The organism is Bradyrhizobium sp. CCGB01 (assembly GCF_024199795.1).
GTDB lineage: Bacteria > Pseudomonadota > Alphaproteobacteria > Rhizobiales > Xanthobacteraceae > Bradyrhizobium.
In genome coordinates this window covers 3,311,966-3,326,629 of record NZ_JANADK010000001.1, presented here as the reverse complement: position 1 = coordinate 3,326,629, position 14,664 = coordinate 3,311,966, and the positions used below count along the sequence as shown (strand labels likewise).

The 14,664-nt window shown below is 62.8% G+C and carries 16 protein-coding genes and 1 pseudogene; 6 read left to right on the top strand and 11 right to left on the bottom strand.

All coding sequences use genetic code 11. The annotated features are described in order from the left end of the window. Positions 1–116 precede the first annotated feature (116 nt). The 4 genes from NLM25_RS15210 to purU form a co-directional block, all read right to left on the bottom strand. Positions 117–1,472: an MFS transporter gene (locus NLM25_RS15210; RefSeq protein WP_254137477.1), complete on the bottom strand. Its 1,356-nt coding sequence runs from the start codon at positions 1,470–1,472 to the stop codon at positions 117–119. A 99-nt stretch (positions 1,473–1,571) separates the two neighbouring features. Continuing rightward, complete coding sequence (gene folD / locus NLM25_RS15205; protein ID WP_254137476.1) at positions 1,572–2,477, bottom strand: bifunctional methylenetetrahydrofolate dehydrogenase/methenyltetrahydrofolate cyclohydrolase FolD; 906 nt, start codon at positions 2,475–2,477, stop codon at positions 1,572–1,574. A 9-nt stretch (positions 2,478–2,486) separates the two neighbouring features. Further along, positions 2,487–3,767 carry a glycine cleavage T C-terminal barrel domain-containing protein gene (locus NLM25_RS15200; RefSeq protein WP_254137475.1) on the bottom strand — a complete coding sequence of 427 codons (1,281 nt, stop codon included), beginning with the start codon at positions 3,765–3,767 and terminating at the stop codon, positions 2,487–2,489. Positions 3,768–3,786: 19 nt separating this feature from the next. Further along, on the bottom strand, positions 3,787–4,659 hold the full coding sequence (gene purU, locus NLM25_RS15195) for a formyltetrahydrofolate deformylase (RefSeq protein ID WP_254137474.1): 873 nt from the start codon (positions 4,657–4,659) through the stop codon (positions 3,787–3,789). Between the two features lie 230 nt (positions 4,660–4,889). Between purU and NLM25_RS15190 the strand changes: the two genes are divergently transcribed. Next, entirely contained in the window at positions 4,890–5,882 is a 993-nt protein-coding gene (locus NLM25_RS15190; RefSeq protein WP_254117721.1) for a LysR family transcriptional regulator, read from the top strand. Between the two features lie 166 nt (positions 5,883–6,048). Here the strand turns inward: NLM25_RS15190 and NLM25_RS15185 are convergent, their stop codons facing one another. The 5 genes and pseudogenes from NLM25_RS15185 to NLM25_RS15165 all read right to left on the bottom strand — a co-directional run bounded on the left by NLM25_RS15185 (position 6,049) and on the right by NLM25_RS15165 (position 9,587). Continuing rightward, positions 6,049–6,795, bottom strand: coding sequence for a TSUP family transporter (locus NLM25_RS15185; protein ID WP_254137473.1), 747 nt, complete (start codon positions 6,793–6,795; stop codon positions 6,049–6,051). A gap of 178 nt (positions 6,796–6,973) precedes the next feature. After that, a complete protein-coding gene (locus NLM25_RS15180; protein WP_254137472.1) occupies positions 6,974–7,663 on the bottom strand; it encodes a hypothetical protein in 690 nt (229 codons plus the stop codon). Between the two features lie 61 nt (positions 7,664–7,724). Next, a pseudogene (locus NLM25_RS15175) lies at positions 7,725–8,322 on the bottom strand (superoxide dismutase). Positions 8,323–8,350: 28 nt separating this feature from the next. After that, positions 8,351–9,247 carry a DUF1259 domain-containing protein gene (locus NLM25_RS15170; protein WP_254137471.1) on the bottom strand — a complete coding sequence of 299 codons (897 nt, stop codon included), beginning with the start codon at positions 9,245–9,247 and terminating at the stop codon, positions 8,351–8,353. 106 nt (positions 9,248–9,353) lie between these two features. Further along, positions 9,354–9,587, bottom strand: coding sequence for a hypothetical protein (locus tag NLM25_RS15165; protein WP_254137470.1), 234 nt, complete (start codon positions 9,585–9,587; stop codon positions 9,354–9,356). Here NLM25_RS15165 and NLM25_RS15160 point away from each other — a divergent pair. Beyond that, positions 9,586–9,756: a hypothetical protein gene (locus NLM25_RS15160; protein ID WP_254137469.1), complete on the top strand. Its 171-nt coding sequence runs from the start codon at positions 9,586–9,588 to the stop codon at positions 9,754–9,756. The genes NLM25_RS15165 and NLM25_RS15160 overlap by 2 nt on opposite strands. 268 nt (positions 9,757–10,024) lie before the next feature. Continuing rightward, positions 10,025–11,092: a Cj0069 family protein gene (locus NLM25_RS15155; protein WP_254137468.1), complete on the top strand. Its 1,068-nt coding sequence runs from the start codon at positions 10,025–10,027 to the stop codon at positions 11,090–11,092. A gap of 153 nt (positions 11,093–11,245) precedes the next feature. On the opposite strand, the gene NLM25_RS15150 is transcribed toward NLM25_RS15155, so the two are convergent. Continuing rightward, positions 11,246–11,671, bottom strand: coding sequence for a hypothetical protein (locus NLM25_RS15150; RefSeq protein WP_254137467.1), 426 nt, complete (start codon positions 11,669–11,671; stop codon positions 11,246–11,248). A gap of 188 nt (positions 11,672–11,859) precedes the next feature. On the opposite strand from NLM25_RS15150, the gene NLM25_RS15145 reads away from it, so the two are divergent. The 3 genes from NLM25_RS15145 (at position 11,860) to NLM25_RS15135 (ending at position 13,641) form a co-directional block, all read left to right on the top strand. Further along, positions 11,860–12,108 carry a hypothetical protein gene (locus NLM25_RS15145; protein ID WP_254137466.1) on the top strand — a complete coding sequence of 83 codons (249 nt, stop codon included), beginning with the start codon at positions 11,860–11,862 and terminating at the stop codon, positions 12,106–12,108. 215 nt (positions 12,109–12,323) lie between these two features. Further along, positions 12,324–12,878 carry a hypothetical protein gene (locus NLM25_RS15140; protein ID WP_254137465.1) on the top strand — a complete coding sequence of 185 codons (555 nt, stop codon included), beginning with the start codon at positions 12,324–12,326 and terminating at the stop codon, positions 12,876–12,878. Between the two features lie 76 nt (positions 12,879–12,954). Next, on the top strand, positions 12,955–13,641 hold the full coding sequence (locus NLM25_RS15135; protein WP_254137464.1) for an ATP-dependent Clp protease proteolytic subunit: 687 nt from the start codon (positions 12,955–12,957) through the stop codon (positions 13,639–13,641). Between the two features lie 2 nt (positions 13,642–13,643). On the opposite strand, the gene NLM25_RS15130 is transcribed toward NLM25_RS15135, so the two are convergent. Further along, positions 13,644–14,600, bottom strand: coding sequence for a methyltransferase domain-containing protein (locus NLM25_RS15130; RefSeq protein WP_254141186.1), 957 nt, complete (start codon positions 14,598–14,600; stop codon positions 13,644–13,646). Positions 14,601–14,664 lie beyond the last annotated feature (64 nt).

The following is a 14,664-nucleotide window of genomic DNA, read 5'->3' as shown; positions in this document are numbered from 1 at the left end:
AACAAAAAATGCGAAAACAACCCCATGCACAGTAGCCGGTGGCTGCCGGGACCATGACCGGCAGTTCCTGCGAAGTCATTGACACGCCGGTCGGAACGGCCGCAGCCGCACCGCCCTCACACGGAAGCCCGCGACGGCTCGGCCGGCTGCGCAGGCTGGTGCATGTCGACGATCGCCACCGCGACGAATGTGATGGCGACGCAGGCGGCGATGACGGCGAAGAACATCGTCGCACCGTAGTTGAGGGCGAACGTGCCGACATAGGCACTGACGATGGCCCCTGCCCGACCGAAGCCGGCCGCCGCACCGACGCCGGTCGACCGGACGTTCGTCGGGTACACGTAGGCGGCCAGCGCATACAACGACCCCTGCGCGCCGAGCAGGCAGAAGCCCTCGACACAGAGAAGCGTCATCAGCAGCGGCCTGGTTTCAATCGAGAGCGGCATCGACGCCAGGATCGCTGCACCGACGATCGCTGCGCCGGCCACGGTCAGGATCGCGACCCGCGAGCCGTATCGGCCGATCGCCCAGCCGGTGACGATACAGCCGGCGACGCCGCCGAAGTTGAACAGCGCCAGACCAAAACTCGCCGACTGAACGTCAAAGCCCTTGCTGGTCAGGAGCGTCGGGGCCCACGCGTACAGGACGTAGACTGGCAGCAGACAGAAGAAGAACGCAATCCAGAGCGCCGTCGTCGTGCGGCGAAGGCTGGCAATGAACAGCGCCGTAACCGACGCGCGCTCCACCGCGGCCTCGCGCCCGTCCACAAACACGCTGGACGAAACGGCGGTCCTGTCGAGGATCTGCACCGACTTCGCCACCCTCTTCGGATCGGCTCCGCGCGCCAACAAATATTGCGGGGATTCCGGCAATGCGATCGCCAGGATCAACGCAACGATCATCGGCAATGCACCGCTGATCACGAACAGCATGCGCCATCCGTATTCCGGCTGCAGCTGGGCCGCGAGCACGCCGCCGATCATGCCTCCGATCGGGATGCAGACGATCCCCAACATCACGGAGAGGCTTCGATTTCGCCTGGGCGTGAATTCGGCGATCAGCGCCGTCGCCGCCGGAAGCGCGCCGCCGAGCCCGAGGCCCGCGAGGAATCGATACAGGCCGACCTCGCCCACACCATGCGCGGCTGCGATTGCCAGAGTTGCCGCGCCGAACAGAAAGACCGACGCGATGAGAGCCACCTTGCGTCCGAGCCAGTCTCCGACGATGCCGCCGATCGGCGTGCCGACCGTCATGCCGACGAAGCCGAGCGCCAGGGCCGGCGCGAAATCACCACGCGTGACGCTCCACTCCTTGATCATCGACGGGATGGCGAATCCGAGAATCTGATTGTCCAGGCCGTCGAGAATGATGGCCAGCGCACATAGCAGCAGAACCTGCTTGCGCGGGGTCGTCCACGCCCCGTCTTCAGCCAGCGATCCGATGTCGATGACAGGATTTTGCGTCGTCTCCAATGTCTGTGTCGTCACGTTCTTCTCCCCCTTTGTGCTGGTCCTTCGAATTCCTGGTCGTGGAAGCCACGCGGCTTCGGATGCTCTCGCCCGAGCCGCACGTCAGGCCGCCGTCACGTCGACCTCCGCCGCCTTCGACCGGGCGGCTTCCATTTGGGCCGCACTCAAGGTGTTGGCGAGCAGGCAGGCGATGGTCATCGGCCCGACGCCGCCGGGCACCGGCGTGATCGCGCCGGCGACTTCGATCGCCTCGTCGAAGGCCACGTCGCCGACGAGCTTGTCGGCACCTGCTCCGGACTTGATGCGGGTGATCCCCACGTCGATGATCGTCGCGCCCGGCTTGATGAAATGGCCCCGGATCAAACCAGGGACACCGGTCGCGACGACGAGGATGTCCGCTTCCCGGCATCTCCGTTCGAGATCGGTGGTACGGACATGCGCGATGGAAACCGTGCACAACTCGTGCAGCAGCAGCCGCGCCATCGGACGACCGACGACGTTCGACGCCCCGACGACGAGGGCTCCGAGCCCGGCGATGTCGTCATGCACCGACTTGATCAGACGCATCACGCCAAGCGGCGTGCACGGGACCAGCGCGCCCTGCATGCCGGCCGCGATCCGTCCGACGTTCAACGGATTGAATCCGTCGACGTCCTTGTCCGGATGGATGGTGGTCACGACGCGCGCGGTGTCGATGTGCGGCGGCAGCGGAAACTGGACGAGAATGCCGCTCACCGCCGCGTCACGGTTCAACCCCTCGATCAGATCCAGAAGCGCTGCTTCCGTCGTACCCGCATCGAGCTGAAAGCGACGTGAGCGCATGCCGACGGCCTCGGTCTGCTTCACCTTGTTCGCGACGTAGACGTGACTCGCTGGATCGTCGCCGATCAGCACGACCGCCAATTCCGGCGCCGCCACGCCGCCGGCGACGAGGGCGGCGACGCCCTCGGCCACGTCCTTTCGAACGTCGGCAGCAAGCGACTTGCCATCGATGATGCGCGCGGTCATGGCTGCGCCTCAGACCTTGGACAGGTCAGTGCGGCGATTGTCTTTCTTGTACGGCGCCGGAGCGACCTTCGCACGGATATGCTTCTGTCGACGTCCCGGTTCGCCCCAGACCACGACAACCTCGGTACCGATCTCGGCATGATCGACGTCGATGGTGCACAGCGACATCATCTCTCGGAAGAAATAGCTGTAGCCCCGAGACGTCGTCACGCCGACGTCCTTTCCGCCACTCAACACGCGATCGGCGTACATGAAGCCGCGCTGGTCGCGGGGCATTTCCATGTACTGGTAAGGCTCCTGCTCCTTCTGGAACAGCGAGGCGTGGACGTCGGCCACGTCGCTTCCGTTCCAGACCAGCGTGCGGATCACGCGCCGCGGGCTGGCGAGCTCCTGCTCGAGCGCGGCGCGCCCGATGAACTCGTGGTCGAACTTGATGCTCTTGCCCCAGCCGAGCTCGACCGGGCTTCGATACCAGTCGGTTATATCGTCGGACTGGAAGCTGCCGGCGATGTTGAACGTCGACGCGAAGCCCGGCATCGCGGCACGAAATTCGTCCTGATACTCCTTCATCTCATGGTCGAAGATCGCGGGCATGTAGTCGGTGACGATCGTCGGGAAGCAGGCTTCGAGATGGTTGATGAAGATCGCGCGGCCGCCGATGCGGCGGAGGCCGAACTCCTGGCCAGCGGCGACGATGGCGTCATAGACGGCCGCCGCCCGCGTCATCGGTCCTTGCAGCTCGAAGCCGATCTCGCCCGACATGCCCTGCCGCAACGCGAGCATGTTGCAGCCGGCGATCTCGATCTCACCCGAATGCATGAACTTCACGTCCCGCAGCGACTGCTTCGAGACCTTCTCGAGCAACGCCAGCGAGGTCGGGCCCTGGACCTGGAAATTGAACCAGTCGTCGGCCGCCGATGTCACGTCGTAGTCGCCGTGACGCCTGACATAGTCGACCCAGAACGTGCCGCGTCCGAACAGCATGAATTCGTCGTCGGACAGGCGCGTGAGGATGCCTTCCGCGATGACCTTGCCCTGCTTGTTGGTATGGACAACGTGCTTCGACTGCCGGACGTCGAACTTCTGGAAGCTGTTGACTGAAGTGTCCGAGAACAGCTTCAGGGCATCGGGACCCTTGAAGCGCCGCTCCCAGAGGAACGACCAGTCGCCGAGCGCGCAGGTTTCCTTCCAGGACATGCTCTCGTCGATCCAGTCGGTATATTCGGGAAGACCCCAACGCGAGGTGAAGTAGCCTTCGGGCGTCCTGCGCATGCCCTTGGGTGTCAGCATGATGTCGTCTCCGTTCTGCTCAGTCGGCGAATACGATGGTGCGTTCGCCATTGATGATGACGCGGTCCTCGAGGAAGAGATGGACCGCGCGGGAAAGAACCCGGCGCTCGATGTCGCGGCCCTTGCGGACCAGGTCTTCCGGCGTGTCGCGGTGGCTGACGCGTTCGACGTCCTGTTCGATGATCGGACCTTCGTCGAGATCGCCCGTCGCGAAATGCGCGGTCGCGCCGATCAGCTTCACGCCGCGCGCATGTGCCTGGTGATAGGGTTTGGCGCCCTTGAATCCCGGGAGGAAGCTGTGGTGGATGTTGATGCAGCGCCCCGCCAGGTGGCGGGAGAGATCGTCCGAGAGGATCTGCATGTAGCGCGCGAGGACGACGAGATCGGCCCGCGTCTGCGCGACAATCGCCTTGATCTGCGCCTCCTGCTCGATCTTCGTATCCCTGGTGACAGGGAGGTGATGGAAGGGAATGTCGCCGACGAGGCTGACCGTGAGCGCCGAGCGCGGATGGTTCGAGACGATCCCGACGACGTCCATGTGGAGTTCGCCGAGACGATGGCGGTAGAGAAGATCGCCGAGGCAGTGATCGAATTTGGAGACGAACAGCAGGACGCGCTTGCGCTCAGCCTGGGCGCGGAGCTTCCACTCCATCCCGAACTTCCGGGCGATGGTCTCGATCCCGGCCCGCGCTCCCCGGGCACCGTCTTCCGAGAGGGCCACGCCGACCCTCATGAAGAAGCGCTCGCTCATGATCTCGTCGACTTGCGCGGCCTCGACGATGTTGCCGCCGTTCTCGAACAGGCAGCGCGAGACGTCGGCCACGATCCCGGGCACATCACGGCACGATAGCGTGAGGATGTAGTTCGACCTCGATGCAGTTTCAGCGAGCATAAATCGACAGTTCCTCGCGGCCACGGACGACCGGCTTCCGGCCGCATCAAGCGATGAGCGGATGTTGAGAGGGTGAGAGGCGGACTGAGGGTGCTGAGAGGCCGCGTGTCCGTGGGGCTACGCCTCTGATTTCACTCCCAAAGCCGCCTCTGCGGGGCGTTGCGGGGGCACCATCACGCAGAACGCCGTCATTGAAAATCCGGTATTATTCAATACAAGCTATCAGGATTATGGATATCAGACGGCTCGACCTGAACCTGCTGCTCCTGCTCGACGGGCTGTTTCGCGCGCAGAACCTGTCGGCGGTGTCGCGCCAGCTCGGCATGAGCCAGCCGATGGCCAGTGCCGGCTTGCGAAAGCTGCGGGATTTCTTTGGCGATCCGCTGTTTCTGTCGACGGGACGCGGCATGAGGCCTACGCCGTTCGCGGAATCCATCGCCGAGGCGGTGCGGGTCGTGCTTGCGACGGTCGATCAGCAGATCCTGCGCAAACCGCGCTTCGTGCCGGAGGAAAGCGACCGCGTGTTCACCGTTACGACGTCGGACATCGGCGTTCTGATCTTCATCCCGCCTATCCTGCAACGCATCCGCACGATGGCTCCCCGCGCGAGCCTGCGATGCGTACCGACATCCCATGAGCAGCTCGAGGACGCGCTCGAACGCGGCGAGATCGATCTCGCGATAGGGTATTTTCCCGACCTCGTTGGTCCGAACATCGTGACCGAAGATCTGTTCGATCACCCCTTCACCTGCATCGTCCGCAAGGACCATCCGACGATCGGTGACACCCTCTCGCTCGAGCAGTTTCTCGCGGCGGACCATATCGCCGTCAACCAGCAGGGGCGAAGTCAGGAGATCTTCGAAAGGCGGGTCCGGGAGCTCAAGTTGCAGCGCCGCGTCGTCCTGCACCTGCCGCATTTCATGAGCGTGCCGCAACTGGTCGCGACCAGCGACATGATCTCCACGGTGCCGTTCTCGCTCGGGGCCTGGTACGCGGACGCGGGCTTGAAGCTCCTGCCGCCGCCGGTCTCCATACCTCTGATCGAATTGAGGCAGCACTGGCACCGCCGGATGGACAACGAACCCGCGGTCCGCTGGCTGCAATCGATCGTGGCCGAGGAACTTCGCGATCGTGACCCCGCGCTGGCGATGTCGGCCGATTACGCCAAGTCCCGCGCCAAGGCTGCGAGGCCCGCGCCGGAAGGCAAGTTGCGGCGCCGGTGATGCGCGGTGCTCCGCTAATTGACCGGTCGGGTCAAGCCGGCGGCCTTCTTCAACAAAATCTCAAGTCAAATCCGAAGTAAAATCTACAGTATGAGGATGGCAGCATCGAACGTTTCGTCAAACCCGCGCGGAGCAATCCGCTGCGGGTTTTTTCATGTTGAGGCGATTATCGGAGGGCGAGCTGCAGCACCGACGCCACCAACGACAAGCCCGCGAGCAGCAAGAGCGCCAACACGGTCTTGCGGAAGGTCTCGTCGTTGATTTTGCCGAAAAGTTTGAAGCCGGACCAAAGGCCGGCGACCATGAAGGGAACGCCTAATGCATAGAGCGTCAGCGTCTCCTTCGTAATAGTACCGGCGACGGCCTGGGAGCTCGAAATGACGACGAACGCCACGAACAGCACTGGCTGAAACACAGCGCGCTGCACGTCCTTTGGCCAACCACGCCATTGGCAGGAAATCGTCGAGATGACGCCGCCGAGCCCCGTCAGGCCGCCCAGCGAACCGTTGGAGACACCAATGGCGATATCGGCTCCGATTCCAATTTTCATTGGAGCGAATACGGGCTTCGTCAGGCCATAGATTGCATAGAGCACCAGCAGCACGCCCACACCGAACCGGAGATAACCGGGGTTGAGGTAAGCGAGAATGCCGACCCCGATCGGTATGCCGATGATGGTCCCAAGCGCGAGCGGCCAGGCCTTTCGCAGGTCGAGGACGTGCCGCAGCTTGAAGATGCCGTAACCTTGGGTGAGCAGTCCGTAGCCGGCGATCAAGGTCGCCGTCTGCATCGGCGTGATGATGTGCAGCCATACGCCGGATACCACAAGGCCCATGGCGAAGCCGGAAAAGCCGCTGACGAAGCCGCCGGCCAGCGCGGCAAGCGCAAAGAGAGCAAAAACAAATCCATCCATGACGTCGCTCCCCCGAACGAGGTGGCGCGCGCTTGGATGGACATCCATCTAAGGGGGAGGTCGCGGATCCCCACTGCCCGAACTAGAAACCCGGACGGCCAAGCTGTCAACCTGCGCGCACTCCTGAGTATTCCGCGACGTCGCCGGGTCGGCGCCACGAAGAGCTGCGGACAGATGCCTATTTGATTCCGTCATATGCCAGATCGTCGAACATCGTCACGCTATCCGCCTTGGTCCATAGACCGATCATACCGGCGTTTGTGAGGGTGGCATCCTCCACCTCGAACAACGGCTGTCCGTCATAGGTCACCTTGAACCGGCTTCCCGCGAAATCGCAACGCAGCGCGTGCCATTGCCCGGACGACACCGGCGTGCTGATACCATAACCACCCTTGCGACCGACGATGTCCAGCGGCGTTCGAACGCCGTCGATCGTCTTGTAGAGCACGACGTTGTCCTCGAGCGCGTTGGCCCGGACGACGTAGTAATTAGTGGCATCGCTCGCGCGCCAGATGATTCCTGCGGCGCGGTCCGCGGACCCGGCAACGGCCTTGAATTTCACCTCGACGAAGCCATCGCGGATGGCGGTATCGCTCTTGATGGCCAGCGGAAAAGTCGCCTGTCCGGATTGCTTGAGGACGTTCGGCTTGCTTGGCGCCGAGGGCTCGGCCTCGACGGTCCATTTCGGCTCTCCCCGACCCGTCATGGTGAGAGTCCATCCTACGGGTGGCATTCTGGCAGGCGCGTCGTCGAAATTCGAAATCTGGGTCATGGTGTTCCCTCCCACTAACAAAGCAAGGACGGACGCCAGAACAAGCCTCGCCCATGCAGACGGTCGAAACGGAAACGCCCAGGCGGTGCAGATCATCGGCTGTCCTGATCCCCGAACCGGTCAGCTGTCATGTCGGACGCTTTTCCATGGCCACTCCTCAGGTTTCACCGGCGTATCGTTTGTACAGTTCGGCAGCGTTGTTCCAGCGAATGGCCTCCATGTAGACGTCCACGTAGCGCGCGGCCGCAGCGCCGAAGTCCATGTGATAGGCGTGCTCGTACATGTCGAGCACCAGGACCGGACGGCCGCCGGCGAGCGTCGTCGTATGATCGGCAGCCCATTGGTTGACGAGCTTCCTGTCGCGAGGGGAATAGGACAGGATCACCCACCCCGAGCCGCCGCCTTCCGCTTTGCCCATCGCCGAAAATTCCGTCCTCCAGCGCTCAATGCTGCCGAAGTCGCGCGCGATCGCATCGGCGAGAGCGCCGCTTGGCCTGTCGGCGCCGCCAAAGACCATCGAAGTAGATCTCGTGCAGGATCATCGAATTCGCCGCGATCAGCTCCTCGCGCTTCAGTCCGTTGATGACGAAGTTCGGCGCCTTGGCGAAGTCGAGCTCCGCGAGTTGAGCGGTGATCGCATTGAGGCGCTTCACCGCGCCGCCGTAGTTGTTCTCGTAGTGGCTCACCAGCACCTTTTCAGAGATGCCGCTGATCGACTTCGGATCGAACGGCATCGGCTTGATTTCGTAAGGCATCGGACGTCTCCCTCCTTCATTCCCTGGTTCAACTCTTTGTGCTGGCGGTCTTGTCCAGGGCAGCTCGCAAGCCTTCGGCGAGCTTGACGGCGTCGTCGTTGGCCCAGAAGTGCATGAAGAACAGGCGCGGCTGCTCGTTCAGCATGTGGCTATGCAGCGCGGTCACTTCGATACCGTGCGTCCGGAGCGCGAGAATCACCGGATTCACCTCGTCGCTGGTCAGCACGAAGTCGCCCGTGATGGCCGCCTTTCCTCCGCCCGTCGGTTGGAAGTTGATGCCGATCGCAACGCCCATCGGACCGACGGGGGTCAGCAGCACGTCCTCTTGCGTGATCGGGTCGCGTCGCTTCACGTTGAATTGGTAGACGCCGCCATTGGCTTGTCCCCTCACGCCGACGATCTGGTCAAGTTTTGCAGTGTCGAGATCCACGACAGGCGGCGGGCTCGACGGCGCTGCGACGGTCAACGGGGTCTTGCTTTCGGCAAGTGCGTCGTGGATTGCCGAGGCCAGCTTGACAGGGTCCCCGTGTCCGGCGACGTGCATGTAGAACGTCGCCGGGCTCGCGCGTAGAAGGTGATTGTGGATGGCAGTGATCTCGAGGCCGCTCGCGATCATTTTCGCCATCACCGGATTGATCTCGGTTTCGAGCAGCACAAGATCACCCATGACCATGGCACCGCCATGCCCCGGCTTGAACGCGACCCAGCCGCCGAGCGCCAGCGCCGGCTTGATCGTCACTCCGTCGAGAGTCACGGAGAGGTCGCTACGGGGAAAGCCGTACCTGTGCACATCGTCTGAAACGGCGGGCTTGCGGCCCAGCGTCTCATCGACCTTCTGCCAGTCGACGTTCTGCGCTTGAACCGTCGGGACGAGGCCGAGGAGGCAGGCGCCGAGACCGGCGAGCGCGAAGAGCGTGCTTCTCATGATTTCACTCCTGAGTCTTGAGACAATCACTCGAGCCTGCGGCGTACGTCGCGATACCGGGCGACAAGACCATCGCAGGCGAAAGCCATCATCTTCATGTCGTGTCTCAGTTTCGTTCCTTGATCTGTCCGCTGCTGTCGATCACGAGCCGCTCTTTCTTGCCGTTCTTCATCGCCCTGGCGGTCGTGCCTTCGGCCGTCGACTTGATGTCGCCGACTTGCGAGTAACCGGCGGCTTGGATCCTGGCGATCAGCTCGTCTTGAGTCAGTGCGCGTGCCGTCGGCACGCCCCCCGTGACCGCCAGAAGTAGAAGGGTGTGAAGGATTGTCCGTGTTCGCATGATCATTCTCCTGGTGGTGTCCCTGCCCCAGGTGAAGTGCCCCGCGAATCGATCGCAGGTCCGTGCCCGCAACGACGCGCGCGCCGCCACGCAGCGGCGCGCCGTGCTGGACCGATACGAAGAGTGGAATGAGATCGAGATGGCGGATGACATGCTGCGTCCCTGGTGAAAGGCAGGACGCGATTCTTCGGCATGTCGCCTCGCGGGGAGATCGCAAGTCCCCCGTCGCGCTCAATAGAAACCTGGGGAGCCCGGCTGTCAACCGGTGCCCGCGCGAGCTCACGTCACGAACAGTTCACACTCGGGATGGAACTGCGACAACGACGGCTTGAAATCTGAACGCCATCTCACGTAGATTGTCCGCATGGGGACGACGCAGACTCCCCGTGAGACTTCGGTCCAAGATCTGCGCAGCACGCCATTTATGGAGCTTGCGCATGGACATCTCCCCTCCGAAAACAATCGCTATCCTCTCGCGCGGAGATGCCGCCGCAAGGGCGGACGCAACGGCGCAGAACAGCCGCTTCGTCCGCGTCTTCGAGGCCCTCGCCGCCATCGGCATCGAAGCCCGGCCGGTCATCTACGACGAGACCTTCGCCGACGTCGTCCGCGATCAATTGCGCGCGGTCGATGGCGTGCTCGTCTGGGTCGATCCGATCCATCAGGGCAAGACGCGCGCCGAGCTCGATCCCCTGCTTCGCGATGTTGCGGCACAGGGACCATGGGTGAGCGCGCATCCCGACGTCATCCTGAAGATGGGCGTCAAGGAGGTGCTGTACCGAACGAGGCATCTCGGCTGGGGCGCAGATACCCATCGCTATGACAACGCCGCCGCGTTCCGCGCCGAATTTCCGTCGCGCCTTCGGACAAACGGTCCGCGCGTGCTGAAGCAAAATCGCGGCAACGGCGGCCAGGGCGTCTGGAAGGTCGAGGCGCTGCCAAACACGGAGGCCGTCGTCCGGGTGCTCCATGCGCAACGCGGCAGCATGCCCGAGGACGTGCCGCTCGAAACGTTCATCGCGCGATGCGAGCCGTATTTCGGCTGGGGCGGCTGTATCATCGACCAGATTTTTCAACCCCGCCTGCCCGACGGAATGATCCGCTGTTACATGAGCGGCTCCAAGGTCGCAGGCTTCGGGCACCAGCGGATCAAGGCCCTGATCCCACCGCCGCCCGAAGGCCCGGACTCCGTCGAAGCGCAACCGGGCCCGCGGATCATGCACGGACCCGATGCGCCGCAATTTCAGGCGCTCCGGAGGTCGATGGAGGACGAATGGACGCCAGGCATGACGCAGCTACTGAGCATCGGCGAACCGTCGCTCCCTGTCATCTGGGACGCGGACTTCCTCTACGGCCCGAAAGACGCGGCCGGTGCCGACACGTACGTCTTGTGCGAGATCAACGCCAGCTCCTGCTTCGCGATCCCTGACGAAGCCCCGGCGGCGATCGCACGGACCGTGAAACATCGCCTTGTGCAAGCGAAGGACACCGCTTTCAGCAGCTAGGAACTCAGGGAACACCCTGCGGCATCCCCGGCCGCGGCAATCTGCCCGGCCGGGGGACTAGCCGAACCCAGCGCGATCATCACGGTCAAAGCCGTCGGCTCGAAGGTCTTTGCCTTCGACGCCGGTGGAGGCGAGCGAGAGGGTGTAGTGAGGCTATCTCTCCTCGGTCGGATGCACCCATTTGTACGGCGTGATGCTTCGCGTCGCGGTCAGCTTGATCATGTGAACAGGCGGTGCGGAACGTCCCTTGCGGCATGACCGGCACTTGAGCGACGCTTCGAGCTTCCAGATCGGCGTATCGCGCGGACGGCGGATCGCATCGAGCGGCAGGCTCGCACGCGACTTGCACCTGTTGCACTCGACCTCGAGCCAGCCCATGCCGCCGTTGAGGCATTGCGCGATGGTCGGAGACGGCTGCGAGGGGCCGCCGTACCCTTCCATGCGGACCGACCAGGCTTCGGCTTCGGCCCGATCGGCCTCACGGACGGCCTTCTTCGCCTCCTCGCGGGCATGCCTGGCGGAGATCTCCGCCCCCATGATCCGGCCGCTCCAGATGACCTCGCGTGATTTCGTCCCCATGGCCGGCATGAAAGCGACGCGCGACGGCGTTGGCAAATTATCGATCGCTAGTAGGTCGGATCTGAAATTCGATACTGCGTGTCGTGGGTGTGGACAACCGACGTTGCAGATTCTGTCGGGAAGCGACCTCGCCAAGCGCTTGGAACAGTCGCTCGTCTCCGCAGTTTCTTCAACTGGAGGAAACGGAGATGAAAACATCAACCCTTGCTTTAGCGCTTCTGCTGGCCTGCTCGACCGGCTATGCGTCGGCGCACAGCGTCAAACGCCATCACCATCACGGCTGGTCCAACTCGATGAACATGATGCATGGCCCCGGCCGAACGGCGGCCCGCTCCGACCCGAACGGGACGGCGGGCGGTCCGACCAGCGTCAGTGGAACCGGCTCGTCAAAGTTCGGCGGACAAATCCCGGGAGCCAGCGGAGCGGCCCGACAGTAGGTCTGCTCCGCCAGGCGACGTCCTAGTTCGTCACACCCGCGCGGAGCAATCCGCCGCGGGTTTTTTCTTGTCGCCGGCATATCCGCGCGTCGAGACCGGGCTCGCGCCGCCTCGTGCTTAACGATGCCTGAATCACGAGAATTCGCCGATGCGTCTTAGCCAAATCTTACAGGGATCGCCCTTAGGTTGCCGGCGACTTGTCAGGAGTGATCCCAATGTCGTTCGGCAAGCGTCAATCCGGATTTGCTGCCGCTGCACCGGCTTTCAATACCAACATCGCCGTCGCACATGGCCAGGTCGCCACCGAGACGACGGAGGCGACCGGCCACCCGTTTCGCTGGCTCATCATGCTCGTTGCCTGCGGCGCCATGCTCTACGGACTTGTCGCGAGCTATGGTCCGGACATCCTGCGCGACCATCGCCTGGCCGGAACGTGGCAACCGGCGTATGATTTGCGCGCCACGGAGGGGAAGTGCGAGCGAACGAACTTCGTGGTCACGTTCTGCAGCGCCAAGATCAAATCGGTCGCAAGGCCCGATGATCCGCCCAGCACCCATCGTTTCCTGATGTTTTTTGCGAGCGGCGGCGGAGAGGCTCTCGCGCCGGTGCGCTCGACGATCGACCGCAACGCGGTCTCGATCTTCTACGCGGCGGAAACGAAGCTCCGGAACCGTACGCTGTCGTTCATCCTCTCGGCGGGAATACTGGCCCTGTTCACCATGCTCGGGATGTTCCTGTTCTGGAGAGCGGCGAATTCGTTCAGTCCGTGATGTCCGCCAAGAGCATCCCGGGATTTATTCGCGGCACTCCGCAGGTCACGCCATGTCAGGATTGAGCAGGTAGGCCGTGTCGCGGTTCATCATTCTCGGTGGCGCCTGCTGCGCCTTGCTCTATTGGATCTTTTTCCAGCCGTCCTCCGGCTCCGGAGACGTGGCCTCGCGGCAGACCTTGTCCATCAGCGAAGAGCAGGACCGCATCGTGTTCGGCTGGAGCGGGCCCGTGCAGGAGCCGATGAGCGAACGTATCGCCGCTGCCCTCGATCGTTACAAGGACGATCGGCGCCGGCTCGTCCTCATCCTGAACTCGCCGGGCGGCTCGATCCAGCATGGGCGCAAGGTCGTCGCCGCGATCCGTGCGCGTGATCGCGCGATCGATACGCTCGTCCAGAAAGCCGGTGTCTGCGCTTCGATGTGCGTTCCGATTTTTCTCGCCGGCACGACGCGCATGGCCGATCCCGACTCCTACTTCATGTTTCACCAGGCCAGCTTGACCAGCAGCGCAGAGGAAAACATGAAGCGAAAGGAGCTCGGCGATGCCGAGAAAGCCCTCCTCTCGCAGACCGTCAAGATCATCGAGACCCAAGCCACCGACGATTTCTTCCGTAACGATATCGGCATTCGCGGCGTCAACGCCGTCTGGCTTGCCAGCATGCGCAGGAAAATCTCGGGCCGCGATATCTGGATGAGCGGTCAGGACCTCGTCGCCGAGGGCTCCGGCATCGTCGACAGTCTCGTTCGCACGCCAGCGCGCTAGCGTCACAGGCCTTTGTCGATCATCACCCAGAGCGCGCTCCCCAGCGTCGATGAGTGCCTGAGCGCGTAGGCCCATGCCGGCCAACGTGTTGGTGAAAGCGCAAGTGCAAGCACAGCTTGCCCGATCCGCTGCGCCCTGCCCCGCGGCAGGCCGCGCACGAACTCGCAGACGCTGCCCGGCTTCTCGGCCCTTCGCAAAAAGCTGTCTACGATGTCCTCCTTGAGGAACTTCAGGAGGTTGAATGGCTCCCGCTCGCAGATGGTCAATCGCAGGCCATGTCGCCGGCATACGGCATCAAACGCCTCCTTCGTCCAGCGGCCAATGTGGTTCGGCGGCATGTCTATGAGCGACCCATGGCACTCCATGTAGTTCGTTCGGATTTCGTTTGGCACGGCGATGAAGACAGAGCCCTGCGCCTTGAGGAGGTACTTCAATCGGGCGAAGACGTCATCTACCCGGTCCATGTGCTCGAACACCTGAAACATGAAGATGATGTCGAAGCCCTCCTTCATGGGGGCGAAGCCCTCCTCTCGAAAGTCGACCGAAAAGGTCTTGTAGCCTTTCGATCGCAATGCCTGTTGCGCCGTTTCGTTGTAGTCGACCGCGTAAATATCGGACGCGTGAAAGAATTTGTCCCTGATGCGATCGAGAAAATACCCGAACCCCGCCCCCACATCGATCGCAGTTTTTCCGGCGGTGCCGAGGCCGTTCAGTTCCTCGATTGTCCTTGCATACTCCCATTTCATGGCTGGATAGGAAGGGTGCGGCGCGGCCAGGTTATAAAACTCCGCGCCCCCCGCGACGAAGGGATCTGCAAAACCGAATCCGCAATCTGCGCATTTGCGGATATCGCAGGTGTCGCGCCCCCAGAGAACCGACAGGTGGCGTGTTAATTTTCGAAAGCGATCCGGATACTGGCGCGGATTGACGAAGGATCGAGAGGCCTGATCTGCGGTCACTTCGAACAATTTGGCAGTTGATGCATTGCCGCATGCTGGACAAGTGCTCATCTCTCCCGACCTC